This is a genomic window from Pseudomonas sp. B21-023 (genome assembly GCF_024749165.1).
Lineage (GTDB): Bacteria > Pseudomonadota > Gammaproteobacteria > Pseudomonadales > Pseudomonadaceae > Aquipseudomonas.
The window spans coordinates 4,613,173-4,628,296 of the sequence record NZ_CP087190.1 but is presented as its reverse complement, the minus strand read 5'-3'; the positions used below and the strand labels follow the sequence as shown (position 1 = coordinate 4,628,296).

The following is a 15,124-nucleotide window of genomic DNA, read 5'->3' as shown; positions in this document are numbered from 1 at the left end:
CCTCTGAAAATCGTTTGAGGGGTAAACCGCCGCTGCCGCGTCATCAGCTGTGAATCCACCTCCTGCAAGGACTGATCATGTCGCTTTTCACCTCCCGCTTTCCCGGTCCCCTGCGGCGCCTTGCCCTGGCCTGCGCCCTGGGTGGCAGCGGCCTGGCCCTGGCTGATAGCCAGCCGCTGAACCTCGACTTGCCGGGCCAGTCGCTGGAGGCCACGGTGCATGCCCTGGCCCATGCCTCGGGAGTAGCGATCGCCGCCGACAGCCGTGTATTGGCCGGGCGTAGCACACCTGCCTTGCAGGGGCGCTACACAGTGCTGCAGGCGCTGAGCCAATTGCTTGCTGGTAGCGACCTGGTGGCGCTGGAGGAAAACGGCGTGATCATCTTGCGCGGCCCGACCGACCAGGGCGCCCTGACATTGGGGACGACCACGGTCAATGCCTCTGGCTTCAACAGCGACCTGCCGGAAAGCTACAGTGGAGGCCAGGTCGCCCGCGGCGCGCGCATCGGCATGCTGGGCAACCGCGACTTGATGGACACCCCCTTCAGCGTCATCGCCTACACCGCCAAGACCATTGAGAACCAGCAAAGCGGCACGGTCGGCGCAGTACTGCGCAACGACCCGTCGATCCGCTTCAGCACCGGCGAAGGGCATGCCTACGAGAACTTCATGATCCGTGGCTATGCGCTGGACTCCACCGAGCTGGCGCTGGGTGGTCTCTACGGTCTGGCGCCCGATGGCCATGTGCCGACCGAATTCCTCGAGCGCGTCGAAGTGCTCAAAGGGCCGGGTGCGCTGCTCAATGGCATGGCGCCCAACGGTGGCGTGGGTGGGGTGGTCAACCTGGTGCCCAAGCGTGCCGGCGACACGCCGCTTACGCGGCTGACCAGCAGCTACGTGTCCGATGGCTATGTCGCCGAGCATATCGATGTCGGGCGGCGCTTTGCCGAGGGGCGCTTCGGCATTCGGTTCAATGGTGTCTACGGCAGTGGCGACACCGGCGTCGACGAGCAGTCCAAGGACCGCACCTTGGCGGCGTTGGCACTGGATTACCGAGGGGACGACTTCAAGCTCGAGCTGGATGCCTACGAAAGCCACGAGAAACTGGAGAACGGCAGCCCGATGATGGCCGGCTTCAGCGGCCTCAATCAGGTAACCCGCGCACCCAAGCCAGACACCAACATCCTCGAAGGCATCCACGCCCGGCAGATCAGCAAGGCCGTGGTGGTGCGTGGCGAGTACCAGCTCGATGACAGCTGGACCGCCTACGCCAGCGTTGGGGGCGCCCGCACCCGCTACGATGGCTTCCTCAACGGCACCCGGGTGGTGGTGAACAAGGCCGACGGCACGGCGACGGGCGAAACCTACAACCAGGCCGGTTATACCCATAGCCTGTCGACCGAGGCCGGCCTGCGCGGTAACTTCATGACCGGTCCGGTCAGCCACCAACTGGTGCTCAGCACCACCTTGCTGCACCAGGACATCGGCCGTGCGCCGACGGTCACCAGTGCCAAGTACCCCACCAACATCTACCACCCGGGCAAGGCGATCATCGCGGGTGACCACGGCAGCAGCAGCAAGACCGGCGACAACACCCTGTCGAGCTTTGCCGTGGCCGATACCCTGGGCTTCATGGACGAGCGTGTGCTGCTCACCCTCGGGGTGCGTTCCCAGCGGGTGCGGCAAAAGATGAGCAACCCTTCGTACGACGAGCGCAAGCTGACCCCCGCCGTGGGTATCGTGCTCAAGCCCTGGGAGGCGCCGGTATCGCTGTATGCCAACTACATCGAAGGCCTGACCCAGGGTGGCATGGTCACCGACCAGAAGGCCGCCAACTATGGCGAGCAGTTCGCGCCCTATGTCGCCAAGCAGATGGAGGCCGGGGTGAAGTGGGACCTGGGCGACTTTACCCACACGCTGGCGGTGTTCCAGATCGACAAGCCCAGCATGATCTACGACAAGCCCAGCAATCGCTACACCGATGACGGCGAGCAGCGCAACCGTGGCGTGGAGTGGACAATGTTCGGCGAAGTCATCCCCAGCGTGCGCCTGCTCGGTGGCGTGACCTATACCCGCGCGGTGCTGAGCAAGACCGCCAATGGCGCCATGGACGGCAACACCGCCCGCGGCGTGCCGGCCTGGTCGGCCAACCTCGGCGCCGAGTGGGACCTGCCTGGGGTCGAGGGCCTGACCCTGACCGCCCTGGGTATTCACAGTAGTTCCCAGTACCTCGATTCCGCCAACCAGTTGAAGATCCCGCAGTGGACCCGCTATGACCTGGGCGCACGCTATGCGACCAAGGTGCTGAGCAAGGACGTGACCCTGCGCGCCAGCCTGGAAAACGTCGAGAACCGCGCCTACTGGGCCGGTGTGTTCAATGATGGTTATGCGACTGTCAGCGAACCACGCACGCTCAAACTCTCCGCCAGCGTCGACTTCTGAGGTGAGCATGCAGCGATTGAAGCGCTTGGGCGGAGCATGCCTGCTGGCCACGCTCTATTCGAATCTGGCCCTGGCGAGCACGTATGCCGATCTCGAGGTTGGAAAACCGGTTGCCGGCCAGGTCGGCGCAGCGTATCCGCCAGCCTGGCAATTGGCGCTCAAGGCCGGAGACCTGGTGCGTGGTCGGCTCGACGGTGACGTCAGCCTGCGCCTGCTTGATGCCGAAGGGCGTTCGTTGCGCCTGCTGATCGACGGCCTGGACCAGCCCCGCGAGTTCCTGTTCGTCGCGGCGCAGGATGGTCGTTACGCGGTGCGCGCCGAACCCCTGGCGATCCGCCCGGCGGCGCGTTTCAGCCTGAGCCTGGAGCAGATCCTGCCTGCCGGCGAGCAACGTCGTACACCGGCGGCGCTGCTCAGCCCGACCCTGCGCGCCCTGCAGCAGCACCTGGCAACGGGTGGCACCAGCGAAGCCTTCTGGCAGGCCCGGGCCGTTGAGGGAACGCCATTGGTCGAGGCCATTGCTGGGCAACCCGGCAAGCGCTTGGTCACCTTCCTCTGGCGCGGGGCACGGGACAACGTGAGGATGTTCGGTGCCCCCACAGGCAATCACGAACCGCTGTCCCGGCTGGGCGCGAGCGATGTCTGGTTCCACAGTTTCGAGGTACCTGCGACGACCCGCCTGAGTTATCAGATGGCGCCGGATGTGCCGGTGTCCGACGACCGCCGGGTGATCCTGGCCAGTACCCGGCGCGATCCGTTGAACCCGAATACCTTCGCCGACGGCAGTGGCGACGCCTGGTTGTCGCGTTCACGGCTGGAACTTGCGGATGCGCCGCCCCAGCCGTGGGTGGCCGAGCGTGCCGGGGTGGCCCGTGGCAGCCTGGAGCGCAGGCGCCTGGCCAGCGAGGTGCTGGGCAACGAGCGCGACATCTACCTCTACCGCCCGGCAGGTTGGCGCCGGGGCAAGGCCGACCAGGCCTTGCTGGTGCTGTTCGATGCCCATGCCTACACCCGTCAGGTGCCGACGCCGACGATACTCGACAACCTGATTGCCGACGGCCTGATCCCGCCCACCGCAGCGCTGATCATCGCCAACCCCAGCAGTGAAAGCCGCGAACGGGAGTTGCCGCCCAATCCTATGTTCGCCCGGTTCATGGCCGAAGAACTGATGCCCTGGGCCCGCCGTCAGGGGCTGGCGGCGCTGGCTTCGCGCACCGTCGTGGCCGGGTCCAGTTACGGCGGCCTGGCGTCGGCCTACCTTGGCCTCAGGCACCCGGAATTGTTCGGCAATGTGCTGAGCATGTCCGGTTCCTACTGGTGGCCGATGGCCGGTGACGAATCTGGTTGGCTAACCCGCGAGTACGTCAAGGCACCGCGCCAGCCGTTGCGGTTCTACTTGCAGTCGGGTCTGTTCGAAGGGCCGAAAATTCTCGACACCAACCGCCACTTGCGCGATGTGTTGCTGGCCAAAGGGTACCGGGTGGAACAGGTGGAGTTTCCGGCTGGACATGACTATTTGCAGTGGCGGGGGAGCCTGCCCTGTGGGTTGATCAGCTTGCTTGGGCAGGGGACACAGGCTGTTGCGGGGGCTTGTGTGCCGTAACGCAAGTGTTCAACGATGGATCGTCTGCGTCTATGAGATCGAGCGCCGCGCGGGCGGCGCTCGATCTTGAGAGCGCTGCAAGACCATCGCCTGGCACCCGCCCGCCCAAATGGGATCGCAAGCCACCCCCCTCCCTCAATCCGCAGCACCCTCCCGCCGAGCCCTGTTGCGCCATACCCGATACGCCCGAATCCCCGCCCGGACCGAGCCGAACAGCAGTTTCTCCTCCATCTCCCGCGCCATCCCGGAACGCACCAGCATGCGCAGGAAAGTGCCACGGGCGCGGGCGATGGCGAAATGGATGCCCTGGGCGGCGAGGGTGTCGCGTACCTCGCGCAGGGCGGCGATGCCGCTGACGTCGATGCTGGTCACCGCTTCGGCATCGAACAGCACCACCTGGGTTTTCTCCACGTTCTGCACGGCTTCGAGCAGGCGCATCTTGAAGTAGTCGGCGTTGAAGAACAGGATCGCATCGTCGAAGCGGTACACCACCAGGCCTGGCACGGTACGGGCATCCTTGTGCTGGCGCACGTCCACTTGGCCTTCGATGCCCGGCACCCAGCCAAGCACGGCGTCGGTGGGCTGATAGATGCTGTACAGCAGGCGCAGGATGGCCAGGGTCACGGCGAACACGATGCCCGGCAACACGCCCAGGCCGAGTACGCCGACCGTGGTCAGCAGGCACAGCCAGAACTCGAAGCGGCTGAGCTTGCGGATGGTCTTGAGTGACTTCACGTCGATCAACCCCCAACCGGCCATCAGCAGCACGGCGCCCAGCGCGGCCTGGGGAATCCAGGCCATGGGCGCGGTGAAGAACAGCAGGATCAAGGCGATCACCAGGGCTGCGATGATGCCCACCAGCTGGCTCTTGCCGCCGACCATGTCGTTGACCGCGGTGCGCGAGTCGGCGCCGCTGATGGCGAAGCCCTGGGAGATACCGGCGGCCAGGTTGCTCACACCCAGGGCGAGGAACTCGTGGTTGGCGTTGATCGCGTAGCCGTGGCGGGCGGCGAAGCTGCGGGCGGTGAGCATGGCGCTGCAGAAACTGATGGTGGCGATACCCAGGGCGTCGCGCAGCAGGCTCTTGGTTTCCGCCAGGGAGCTCTGTGGCCAGGCCAGCTCGGGAATGCCCGCCGGCACCGGGCCGAGGATCGCCACGCCGAAACGGTCCAGGCCGAACAGTCCGGCCAGGGCGGTGAATACCACCACGGTCACCAGCGCCGCCGGCAGCCGCGGATAGCGCCGTGGCAGCCAGATCAGCAGGCTCAGGCCGGCCAGGCCAATGGCTAGCGTCAGCCAGTGGATCTCGCCAAGGCGCTGGAAGAAGTTGATCAGGCTGAGGATGAAACCGTCGCCTTCGATCTTGAAACCCACCACTTTCGACAACTGCCCGGCGAGCAGGCTCAGGCCGATGCCGTTGAGGTAGCCGATGAGGATCGGCCGCGAGAAGAAGCTGGCGATAAAGCCGGCCCGCGCCACCCCGGCGGCGATCAGCATCACGCCCACCAGCACGGTGATGATTACCGACAGCTCGGCGATGCGTTGCGGGTCGCCCATGGCCAGCGGTGCCACGGCGCCGCCGATCATGGCGCAGGTGGCGGCGTCCGGGCCGACCATCAACTGCCGTGAGCTGCCGACCAGGGCATAGACCATCATCGGCAGCACGCAGGCATACAAGCCGTACTGTGGCGGCAGGCCGACGATCTGCGCATAGGCGATGGCGATGGGGATCTGGATCGCGGCCACCGACAGGCCGGCCTGCAGGTCAGCGTGGAACCACTCGCGGCGGTAGTGCAGCAGGTTGGCCAGACCCGGTAGCCAGCGGGAGAGAAACATGCGCAGTCCTTTGGAGGTGCTTCACAAAGCGTAGCGGTCAGTCGCCACGAACAATTGGGCATTCAAGCCAATCGGCGCGGCTATGGCCATGGGCCAGATCAACAAAGGCACGTTGGAAACGAAAAAAGGAGCCGAGGCTCCTTTTGACTGCGACGACGTTACTGGAACGTCGTACGGGGAATGCGAGATGGAGCGGGTAGAGGGAATCGAACCCTCCTCAATAGCTTGGGAAGCTATAGTTTTACCAATAAACTATACCCGCTTCGAAGCCAGACTTTTTACCAGAACCCTCCTCGAATGAGAAGCCCAAGGTTGTAAAAAAGCCTGTCGGCGGCCCGTAGCCTGCGGGTAGCGAGGGCTACAGGACGCCGATGCGCTCAGATCGCCAGTGCATGCTGGCTCGGTTCCTGTGCGTAGCGTTGGCGCGATTCTCGCTGGGCCGGCTTGAGGAAGCCGAGCATGGCATCGCGGGTGTCCTCGTAGGCGGTCTTGTGCTCCATGTCCAGGAAGTGGCCGGCGCCCTGGATCACGCTGAACTGGCTGCGTCCGACATGGCGGCTGAACTGGCGGGCATCCTCGACGGTGGTGTACTCGTCGCGGTCGCCATTGATGAACAACACCGGGATATCGATGTTGCGCGCTGCCTTCAGTGCCCGCTCCAGGTCGTGATCGAGCACCTGGTTGATGTGGAAGAGCATCTGCGCGTACTCATGGCTGTCCAGGCTGCTGACGTGCCGGTAGTTGAAGCGCTTGAACAACGACGGCAGGTACTTGCCGATGGTGTCGTTGACCAGGTTGCCCACCTGGTAGCGGTCGCAGGCGGCCAGGTACTGGCAACCACGGTCCAGGTAGTCGCGCATCGGTTCGTTGATCACCGGCGAGAACGAGCTGACGATGGCCTTTTTCACCAATCGCGGCTGGTGCGCCAGGGCCAGCAGGGTGCAGGCGCCGCCCCAGGAGAACGACAGGACATGATCGGCACGGAAGTGCTCGATCAACTCGAGCAGGATATGCGCCTCGGCCTCCTTGGTCAGCAACCGTTCATGACGGTTGTGGGGTTTGGACTTGCCGGCATACGGCTGGTCGTACAGCACCACGTTGAACTGCGGATGCAGGCTGCGCACTGTCTGTGCAAAGGACGCCGTGGTGGCCAAAGAGCCATTGATCAGGATGATCGTCTTCTCGGCGCCCTGCGCGCGATGGAACTCCGTGTAAACCCGGTACTGCCCTTGGATATCAAGTACAGCGATTTCTGGCCTCATGTCATCGACTCCTGGCGCAAAAAGGGTATCCGCGTCACCTGGTGGCCTGCGTGGTCGCTTGGCGGGCTGGCGCCGAACCGACCGGACTGGCCATCAGGGTGCACGTGCTTTATGACAGGTAGGCATTCGCCTGGAACTGAAAACCGGTGGGCCCTTGTGTCGATCCTTGACGCTGGTGTCGACGGTATTGTTGTGGCGGGCGATTACCGTGCCCCAGGGCATCGAGACCCCGGGTGGCCGGTAAAGGGCGTCTTGGACTACGGCTGTGACTGGTTGGTCACATGCAGACCGACGAGTTAGCAGTCAAGCAGCGCGGTCAGGATCGCGCAAGTGCCGTTGGGACAATCTTTCGTGGGATACCGCCGAATGGTGATCGGCTCAGACCGAGGCGATTTCCTCGTCGGTCAGCGTCCTGAACTCTCCAGGATGCAATATCGGGTCCAGTGTGATCGACCCCATGCTTTCCCGATGCAGCCCCACCACCTTGTTCTGGAAGTGTCCGAACATCCGCTTCACCTGGTGATAGCGGCCCTCGACGATGGTCAGGCGCGCGCTGCGCGGGCCGAGGATATCCAGCTGCGCGGGCAGGGTGGTGAGGTCTTCGAAGGCGAAGTAGAACCCTTCACGGAACTTGTCGATGTAGTGCGCACCAATCTCGACCTCGGTGTGCACCAAGTAGGTCTTGGGCTGCTTGGTCCGTGGCTGGGTCAGGCGCCGCGACCACTGGCCATCGTTGGTCAGGATCATCAGTCCGGTGGTGTTGTAGTCCAGGCGCCCGGCGATGTGCAGCTCATCGCGCAGCGCCGCCGGCAGCAGGTCGAGCACGGTGCGGTGCTGCGGGTCCTGGGTGGCGCTGACGTAACCGCTGGGCTTGTGCAGCATCAGGTAGCGTGCCGGGCGCCCGGCCTGGTGTACCTGCTCGTCCACTTCGACGCGGCTGAATTCACGCACCTCCAACAGCGGGTCGGCGGTCGCCATGCCGTCCACGCGCACACGCCGTTGCGCCAGCAGCAGACGCACTTGCTGGCGGTTGTAGCAGGGCAGGTTGCCGAGGAATCGGTCGAGGCGCATGGTGGGCCGCTTGCAGGAAACCGGCGCGCAGTCTAACGGATCGTGCGCGCTTGCGCTGCCTTGAGCTGTGCGTCCACCTGTGCGCAGCGCGGGCACAGGCAGGCCTTATCGCGCAGTTCGGCGGGCAGGGCTTCGATGACTGCCGAGTCGATGTCCACCTCGAAGCACCAGCAGCCTTGCATGGCGTTGCGCGGGTCGGCCAGGCCGCATTGGTTGAGGGCGCCGCAGGCGGGGCAGCGTTGCGGGTCAGGCATGGTCGGTTCCGGGCATCTCGCTGCAGACGCGGTTGCGTCCGCCTTGTTTGGCACGATAAAGGGCGTGGTCGGCGCGGGTCAGCAGACTGTGCAGGCTGTCGCCGCGCTGCAGGGCGGACAGGCCGATGCTCGCGGTCAGGCGCAGTGGCTGGTCGGCATAGCTGAAGGTCAGCTGCTCGGTGCGCCGACGGATCTTCTCCGCCACTTCGATGGCCTGGCGGCCTTCGGCTTCACGCAGCAGCACGATGAACTCCTCGCCGCCCCAGCGGCAGAGTATATCGGACTGGCGCAGGCTGCCCTGCAGCACATTGGCGAACTGGCGCAGCACTTCGTCGCCGGCCAGATGGCCGTGGGTGTCGTTGAGGGCCTTGAAATGATCGAGGTCGATCAGCAGGGCGACCAGCGGCGCGCTGTCGCGCTGGGCCTCGACCAGCGCCTGGCCGGCCAGCAGGTCGAAGCTGCGGCGGTTGGGCAGGCCGGTGAGGCTGTCGAGGGTGGCCAGCGCCTCGGCGTTGTCCTGGTGGCGCTTGACCATGGCGTTGAGCAGCGACAGCACGACCAGGGTGATCATCGCGCAGATCGCCAGGTTCAGGTACAGCGACTGGCGGATGCGCTCCAGGGCGCCGGTCTCGCGCTTGTCCACCAGCAGGTACCAGCCCAGCTCCGGCAGCAGGCGCACGTTGAGGAAGTGGCTGTGGCCGTCGTTGTCGGTGTACTCATGGCTGCCGGTGGCGGGTGTCGGCATGCGCGCCAGCAACGCCTGCCACTGGTTGCTGTCGGCCAATTGCTGGCCGGCGCGCAAGCCGTGGGGGCCACCGTCGGAGCCGGTCAGCAGGACCTTGCCCTGGGCATCGGTGAACAGCACCGAACGCTGGTACCTGCGTTGATAGTCGTCGATCAGGCGTACCACCGACTCCACGCTCAAGCCCACCCCGGCGGCCCCGATGAAGCGTTGCTGGTAGTCGAGCACGCGGTGGTTGATGAACACGGTGAGCTTGTCCTGGTTGGCCATGTCCAGGTCGACATTGATCTCGTAGGGTTTGTTCGACTGGCGCAGGCGGAAGTACCAGGCGTCGCGCCAGGCATCGGGGCGTACCTGCTTGAGCACGCCCTTGGCCTGGTAGTAGGTGAGGCTGCGGTCGGAAACGAAGAAGCTGGTGCAGGTGACTTGGCTGCCCATCACTTCGCCCAGGTAGCGGGTGACGCGCGTGGTGTCCTGTTCGCCGCCCAGTACCCAGTCCCGCAGGAAGGTGTCCTGGGCCATCATCGATGAGATCAACACCGGGCGAATCAGGTCTTTCTGGATTTCCGAATAGACCGTGTCGGAGGTCAGCGGCAGTTCGGTGTTGACGATCACGTCGCGGATCGCCCCGCGCGAGGCGTAGTAGCTCAGCAGCGAGGTGGCCAGGAAGCCGCAGGCCAGCAACAGCAGCAGGGCAAGGATCAGCGAGCGTTGCGAGAACAGGGCGGAGGGCGAAGGCATGATCTTCCCGTGAAGTGTGCCGGTGGCCACATTCTAGTGAGATGACCGAAAAATGACTGCATGTTTTTCAGGGTTATACGACCTGTTTCAATTTGTTGCAGAAATGGCACCGAACCCTGGCGCGACTGTCTTATCCAGTGTCGATGAACGCATTGCCGTCGACGCCCGCCAGCGCCGCTGTGTCGGGCACCCCTGCGGTCCAGGAGGCCGCCATGTACCCACGAATCCTGCTCATCGTCCTGCTTGGACTGCTGACATCCGCCTGCGCCCCTTACTATGCGGGCGACGGCTACTACCGCCGTGACTACTACACCAGCGATCGCTATGTTTACCCTGGCTACTACCGTCAGGATCGCTACGATGTGGCGCCGCAGCCACGCTATTACTACCAGCCCGCGCCGCGTTACTACCGGCCCGCACCAGTGCCACAGTACCGCCCGTATCCGGCACCCGGCGTGCAGCCGCGCTGGCAAGGCAACCCGCGCTACGACTATGGCAACCGCCAGCGCTACGACTATGGGCGCGATCGCGACCGCCACGACTATCGCAATGATGATCGCCGAGGTGATCGCTGGCATTCGAACGGGCAGGGTAATCGCGACCGTCGACCAGACGGCGGGCGAGGTGGCGAGCGGGGCTGGTCGCGTTGACCGAGTGCGGACACGCCCCGCGATGCGTCATCCCAGTTCCGCCAACGGATGCCGCCCCTCCCAGACCTTGCTGAAATGCGCCTCCACCACCGCCGCTGGCACCTGCGCCACATCCGGCCAGTGCCAGTGCGGGGTGTTGTCCTTGTCCAGCAGGCGCGCGCGCACCCCTTCGCTGAACTCCGGGTGACGGCAACAGTTCAGGCTCATCGTGTACTCCATCTGGAACACCTGGGTCAGCGAAAGGTACCGAGCCCGACGGATCTGTTCCCACACCAGGTGCGCCGTCAACGGGCAGCCCTCATGCAGGCGTTGACCCGCCGCCGCCAGCAACGGATCGGCATGCCGGGCCAGGCCGGTCAGAGCGCGCCAGGCCGCGACGGGGTCGGCCACGTCGAGCACTTCGTCGATCACGGCCCGACGTGCCAGCCATTGCCCTTCGGGCAGCTCCACGCAGGCACGGTGCTGTTCGGCCTTGAGCAGGCTGTTGAGCTGCAGGGCGGTCTGCTCCTGCCAGTTCAACTGCAACAGCTCTTCGATCAGCGCCTCCTGCTGATGCTCGCCCAGGAAGCGGTCGGCGAGGCCCATGTCCAGCGCGTCGCGGGCATTGAGGGGCGCGCCGGTGAGCCCCAGGAACAGGCCAAGCTTGCCGGGCAGGCGGGCCAGGAACCAGCTGGCGCCAACGTCGGGATACAGGCCGATACTGATTTCGGGCATGGCCAGGCGGCTGCTGGGAGTGACGATGCGCACCGCGGCGCCTTGCAGCAGGCCCATGCCGCCGCCCAGCACATGACCATGGCCCCAGCACAGCAGAGGCTTGGGATAGGTGTGCAGGTGATAGTCGAGACGGTATTCACGGGCGAAGAAGGTCGCAGCCAGCGGTGGCACGCTACCGGGGTGTTCGCGGCAGGCCTGGACCAGGGCCCGCACGTCGCCGCCGGCACAGAAGGCCTTTGGCCCGTTGCCGCGCAGCAGCACGCAGACGATCCCGGGGTCGCTGGCCCAGCCGCGCAGCCGTTCGTCGAGCACTTCGATCATGGGCAACGTCAGGGCATTGAGCGCCTTGGGCGCGTCCAGGGTGGCGATGCCGATACGGGCGCCGTCGGCGCCGGTCAGTACCTCGCATTGAATGGACATGGGCTACCTCGCGCAAATCATCCCCTCAGTATGGCCTGCCGCGCCGAAGCTGCCGGTCGTCGGTCGGATCGATTGACAAGCCGGCCAGGCTTTCCTAGTGTCGCGGCACTTTGCTTTTGGATGCCCCCATGACCGACGATGATCGCATCAAACTCGAGCCCAGCTGGAAATCCGCGCTGCGTGCCGAGTTCGACCAGCCCTACATGCATCAGCTACGCGAGTTCCTGCGCGGCGAATACGCCGCCGGCAAGGAGATCTACCCGCCCGGGCCATTGATCTTCAACGCCCTCAACTCCACGCCGCTGGAGCAGGTCAAGGTGGTCATCCTCGGCCAGGACCCGTACCACGGTCCGGGCCAGGCCCATGGCCTGTGCTTCTCGGTGCAGCCGGGCATCGCCACGCCGCCGTCGCTGGTCAATATCTACAAGGAGCTGCAGCGCGACCTCAACCTGCCGATCCCCAGCCACGGCTACCTGCAAAGCTGGGCGGAGCAGGGCGTGTTGCTGCTCAATACCACCATGACCGTGGAGCGGGCCAATGCGGCTTCGCATGCGAAGAAGGGCTGGGAGTTCTTCACCGACCGGATCATTCAGGTGGTCAGCGAGCAGTGCCCGAATGTGGTGTTCCTGCTGTGGGGCGCGCATGCGCAGAGCAAGCAGAAGCTGATCGATGCCAGCAAGCACCTGGTGCTCAAGTCGGTGCACCCGTCGCCGTTGTCGGCCTACCGTGGGTTCTTTGGTTGCGGGCATTTCAGCCGCACCAACAGCTTCCTCGAGCAGCGCGGGATGGCGCCGATCAATTGGGCGTTGCCGCCGTTGTGAGCTGAAAAAGAGGGCCGCGAAGCGGCCCTTCCTGCTCAGAGCCTGGCCCACTGCCGGAACAACGGCTCGGCCAGGAACAGCACGAACAGCAAGCGCATCACCTGCAGCGCCGTTACCAGCGGCACCGACAGTTGCAAGGTCTCGGCCGTCAGGCTCATCTCGGCGATGCCCCCGGGCATCATGCCCAGCGTCAGCGAGCGCAGGTCCAGGTGCGTCAGCAGGCTCAGCGCCCAGGCCGCGCCGGCGGCGATCAACATGCACAACGCCGTGGCCAGCAGGGTGCGCCCCAGGAACGACGGCGCCCGGCGGAAGAACGCTCGGTTGAAGTGGCAGGCCAGGCCACTGCCGATCAACCACTGGCCGATCTGGCTGGCGCCGTTGGGCAAGCCGATCTGCAGGTTACCCGCCAGGCTTGCGCCGGCAGCCACCAGCAACGGCCCGAACAGCCAGGGGTTGGGTTGGCGCAGGCGTTGCCACAGCAGTGCCATGAGCACCCCAAGCGGCGCAATCAACGCCAGCCAGCCCCAGCTTACGCTGCCCGCATGGTTCAGCGGCACGCCGTCGCCCAGCAGCAGTTTGAACAGCGCCGGCACGCACAGCACCACCGCCAGCACCCGCAGGCTCTGCGCCGCGGCCACCTGGCTGAGCACCGCGCCATTGCGCGCGCCAAGGTTGACCATCTCGCCCGAGCCGCCCGGCATGCTGGCGAAGAACGCCGTCGCCCGGTCTTCACCGGTGCGCCGCAGCAGCCAGACACTGATTACGCTGGACAGCGTGGTGAACAGCGCGCCGAAGAAGATCAGCGCGAAGTGGCCGGCCACCTGTTCGATCACCGCCGGTGTGAAGTGCAGGCCGATGCCGATACCGATGATCCATTGCCCGCATTTGCGGCCATTGGGGATTTCACTGAGCTGCCAGGGGGTCAGGCAGCGCACCAGGATGATCGCCAGCAAGGAGCCGACCATCCAGGGCAAGGGCCAGCCGACCTTGCTGGCGGCAAAACCGCCCGCAAGGCCGACCAGCCCGGTGGCCCAGAACAGCGGCAACGACCGGTCAGGCATCGGCCATGGCCCGGCGCTGCAGGGCACGTTTGCGCCAGCTGCGCAGCAGCGGCAGGCTCAGCATGCACACCACCAGCACCCACACGCCCATGCTGATCGGGCTCGACCAGAGGATGCCCAGTTCGCCGTTGGAGATCGACAGCGCGCGGCGCAGGTTCTGTTCCATCAAGCCGCCGAGGATGAAGCCCAGCAGGATCGGCGACAGCGGGAAGTCCAGCTTGCGCAGGATGTAGCCCATGATGCCGATGCCGACCATCAGGAACAGGTCGAAGGTGGTGGCATGCACCGCGTACACGCCGATCGCGGTGATGATCGCGATCACCGGCACCAGTGCCCAGTTCGGCACGGCGAGGATGCGGGTGAAGATGCGGATCATCGGGATGTTCAGGACCACCAGCATGATGTTGGCGATGAACAGCGAGGCGATCAGGCCCCAGACGATGTCCGGTTGCTGTTCGAACAACAGCGGGCCGGGGGTGATGTTGTACAGCGTCAGGGCGCCGATCATCACCGCGGTGGTGCCCGAGCCTGGCACGCCCAGGGTCAGCATCGGTACCAGGGCGCCGCAGCAGGAGGCGCCGATGGCGGTTTCCGGGGCTGCCAGGCCACGTGCGTCGCCCTTGCCGAACTTGCCTTTGTCGCCGGCGATGCGTTTCTCGGTCATGTACGCCACGGCACTGGCCAGCGTCGCGCCAGCGCCCGGCAACACGCCCATGAAGAAGCCGAGCAGGCCGCAACGAACGTTGACGAAGAATACCGAGGCCGCTTCCTTGAAGTTGAACAGCATGCGCCCGGTGGCCTTGACCGCCACATGGCCATGGTGGGTCTTCTCCAGCAGCAGGAGGATCTCGCTGATCGAGAACAGCCCCAGCACCAGCACCACGAACTGGATGCCGTCGGCCAGGTGCACGCTGTCACCGGTGAAGCGGTACACGCCGCTGTTGGCGTCGATGCCCACCGCCGAGAGGAACAGGCCGATCAGCGCGGCGATGAACGTCTTCAGCGGTTTGTCGCCGGCCATGCCGCCGAGGGCGACGATGGCGAACACCATCAGCACGAAGTACTCCGCCGGGCCGAAGGCGATCGCCCATTTCGCCAGCAGCGGGGCGAACAGCACCATGCCGCAGGTGGCGATGAGGGCACCGATGAACGAGCTCCAGGCCGACAGCGACAGGGCCACGCCGGCCAGGCCCTGGCGGGCCATGGGGTAGCCGTCGAGGGTGGTCATCACGGTGGAGGCTTCGCCCGGGATGTTCAGCAGGATCGAGCTGATCCGTCCGCCGTACTCGCAGCCCAGGTACACCGCGGCCAGCAGGATCAGCGCCGACTCCGGCGGCAGGCCGAGGGCGAAGGCGATGGGGATCAGCAGGGCCACGCCGTTGATCGGGCCCAGGCCCGGCAGCAGGCCGACCACGGTGCCGATCAGGGTGCCGGTCAGGGCGGTGACCAGGTTGTACGGGCTCAGGGCGACGCCGAAGCCCTGGCCCAGGTAGCTCAAGGTATCCATG

12 protein-coding genes and 1 tRNA gene are annotated in these 15,124 nt (G+C 65.4%); 4 read left to right on the top strand and 9 right to left on the bottom strand.

The genetic code is table 11. From position 1 onward, the window contains the following. Positions 1-77 precede the first annotated feature (77 nt). Together LOY42_RS20870 and LOY42_RS20865 are read left to right on the top strand one after the other, a co-directional pair. On the top strand, positions 78-2,441 hold the full coding sequence (locus LOY42_RS20870) for a TonB-dependent receptor (protein WP_258599108.1): 2,364 nt from the start codon (positions 78-80) through the stop codon (positions 2,439-2,441). Positions 2,442-2,448: 7 nt separating this feature from the next. Continuing rightward, the gene (locus tag LOY42_RS20865; RefSeq protein ID WP_139669471.1) at positions 2,449-4,044 is read left to right on the top strand and encodes an alpha/beta hydrolase-fold protein; all 1,596 of its coding nucleotides are present in this window, start codon (positions 2,449-2,451) and stop codon (positions 4,042-4,044) included. A gap of 135 nt (positions 4,045-4,179) precedes the next feature. Here the strand turns inward: LOY42_RS20865 and LOY42_RS20860 are convergent, their stop codons facing one another. The 6 genes from LOY42_RS20860 to LOY42_RS20835 form a co-directional block, all read right to left on the bottom strand. Further along, on the bottom strand, positions 4,180-5,880 hold the full coding sequence (locus tag LOY42_RS20860) for a SulP family inorganic anion transporter (protein WP_139669473.1): 1,701 nt from the start codon (positions 5,878-5,880) through the stop codon (positions 4,180-4,182). Positions 5,881-6,068: 188 nt separating this feature from the next. After that, positions 6,069-6,142, bottom strand: a tRNA-Gly gene (locus tag LOY42_RS20855). Positions 6,143-6,257: 115 nt separating this feature from the next. Further along, positions 6,258-7,142, bottom strand: a complete 885-nt coding sequence (locus LOY42_RS20850) for an alpha/beta fold hydrolase (protein WP_258599105.1) — start codon at positions 7,140-7,142, stop codon at positions 6,258-6,260. Between the two features lie 378 nt (positions 7,143-7,520). Continuing rightward, positions 7,521-8,213, bottom strand: coding sequence for a pseudouridine synthase (locus tag LOY42_RS20845; protein WP_139669477.1), 693 nt, complete (start codon positions 8,211-8,213; stop codon positions 7,521-7,523). A 32-nt stretch (positions 8,214-8,245) separates the two neighbouring features. Further along, positions 8,246-8,467 (bottom strand): cysteine-rich CWC family protein, encoded by a 222-nt coding sequence (locus LOY42_RS20840; RefSeq protein WP_139669479.1) that lies wholly within the window; start codon positions 8,465-8,467, stop codon positions 8,246-8,248. Next, positions 8,460-9,950: a sensor domain-containing diguanylate cyclase gene (locus LOY42_RS20835; RefSeq protein ID WP_102681575.1), complete on the bottom strand. Its 1,491-nt coding sequence runs from the start codon at positions 9,948-9,950 to the stop codon at positions 8,460-8,462. Before LOY42_RS20835 ends, LOY42_RS20840 begins: the two co-directional genes overlap by 8 nt. A 212-nt stretch (positions 9,951-10,162) precedes the next feature. On the opposite strand from LOY42_RS20835, the gene LOY42_RS20830 reads away from it, so the two are divergent. Beyond that, positions 10,163-10,600, top strand: a complete 438-nt coding sequence (locus LOY42_RS20830) for a hypothetical protein (RefSeq protein WP_139669481.1) — start codon at positions 10,163-10,165, stop codon at positions 10,598-10,600. A 27-nt stretch (positions 10,601-10,627) separates the two neighbouring features. Here LOY42_RS20830 and LOY42_RS20825 read toward each other — a convergent pair whose 3' ends face one another. Then, complete coding sequence (locus LOY42_RS20825) at positions 10,628-11,734, bottom strand: enoyl-CoA hydratase/isomerase family protein (protein WP_139669483.1); 1,107 nt, start codon at positions 11,732-11,734, stop codon at positions 10,628-10,630. Positions 11,735-11,862: 128 nt separating this feature from the next. Here LOY42_RS20825 and ung point away from each other — a divergent pair, with 128 nt between their 5' ends. Continuing rightward, positions 11,863-12,555, top strand: a complete 693-nt coding sequence (gene ung, locus LOY42_RS20820) for a uracil-DNA glycosylase (protein WP_139669485.1) — start codon at positions 11,863-11,865, stop codon at positions 12,553-12,555. A gap of 35 nt (positions 12,556-12,590) precedes the next feature. Here the strand turns inward: ung and LOY42_RS20815 are convergent, their stop codons facing one another. Both LOY42_RS20815 and LOY42_RS20810 read right to left on the bottom strand, forming a co-directional pair. After that, complete coding sequence (locus tag LOY42_RS20815; RefSeq protein WP_110697708.1) at positions 12,591-13,616, bottom strand: AbrB family transcriptional regulator; 1,026 nt, start codon at positions 13,614-13,616, stop codon at positions 12,591-12,593. Beyond that, positions 13,609-15,123: a tripartite tricarboxylate transporter permease gene (locus LOY42_RS20810; protein ID WP_110697710.1), complete on the bottom strand. Its 1,515-nt coding sequence runs from the start codon at positions 15,121-15,123 to the stop codon at positions 13,609-13,611. Before LOY42_RS20810 ends, LOY42_RS20815 begins: the two co-directional genes overlap by 8 nt. Between the last annotated feature and the right edge of the window lies 1 nt (position 15,124).

Excerpts from the sequence above, each read along its gene's own strand:
- LOY42_RS20840 (WP_139669479.1), bottom strand. The coding sequence starts at position 8,467 with ATGCCTGACCCGCAACGCTGCCCCGCCTGCGGCGCCCTCAACCAATGC.
- LOY42_RS20825 (WP_139669483.1), bottom strand. The coding sequence starts at position 11,734 with ATGTCCATTCAATGCGAGGTACTGACCGGCGCCGACGGCGCCCGTATC.
- LOY42_RS20815 (WP_110697708.1), bottom strand. The coding sequence starts at position 13,616 with ATGCCTGACCGGTCGTTGCCGCTGTTCTGGGCCACCGGGCTGGTCGGC.
- LOY42_RS20865 (WP_139669471.1), top strand. The coding sequence starts at position 2,449 with ATGCAGCGATTGAAGCGCTTGGGCGGAGCATGCCTGCTGGCCACGCTC.
- LOY42_RS20870 (WP_258599108.1), top strand. The coding sequence starts at position 78 with ATGTCGCTTTTCACCTCCCGCTTTCCCGGTCCCCTGCGGCGCCTTGCC.
- LOY42_RS20860 (WP_139669473.1), bottom strand. The coding sequence starts at position 5,880 with ATGTTTCTCTCCCGCTGGCTACCGGGTCTGGCCAACCTGCTGCACTAC.
- LOY42_RS20850 (WP_258599105.1), bottom strand. The coding sequence starts at position 7,142 with ATGAGGCCAGAAATCGCTGTACTTGATATCCAAGGGCAGTACCGGGTT.
- ung (WP_139669485.1), top strand. The coding sequence starts at position 11,863 with ATGACCGACGATGATCGCATCAAACTCGAGCCCAGCTGGAAATCCGCG.
- LOY42_RS20835 (WP_102681575.1), bottom strand. The coding sequence starts at position 9,950 with ATGCCTTCGCCCTCCGCCCTGTTCTCGCAACGCTCGCTGATCCTTGCC.
- LOY42_RS20810 (WP_110697710.1), bottom strand. The coding sequence starts at position 15,123 with ATGGATACCTTGAGCTACCTGGGCCAGGGCTTCGGCGTCGCCCTGAGC.
- LOY42_RS20830 (WP_139669481.1), top strand. The coding sequence starts at position 10,163 with ATGTACCCACGAATCCTGCTCATCGTCCTGCTTGGACTGCTGACATCC.
- LOY42_RS20845 (WP_139669477.1), bottom strand. The coding sequence starts at position 8,213 with ATGCGCCTCGACCGATTCCTCGGCAACCTGCCCTGCTACAACCGCCAG.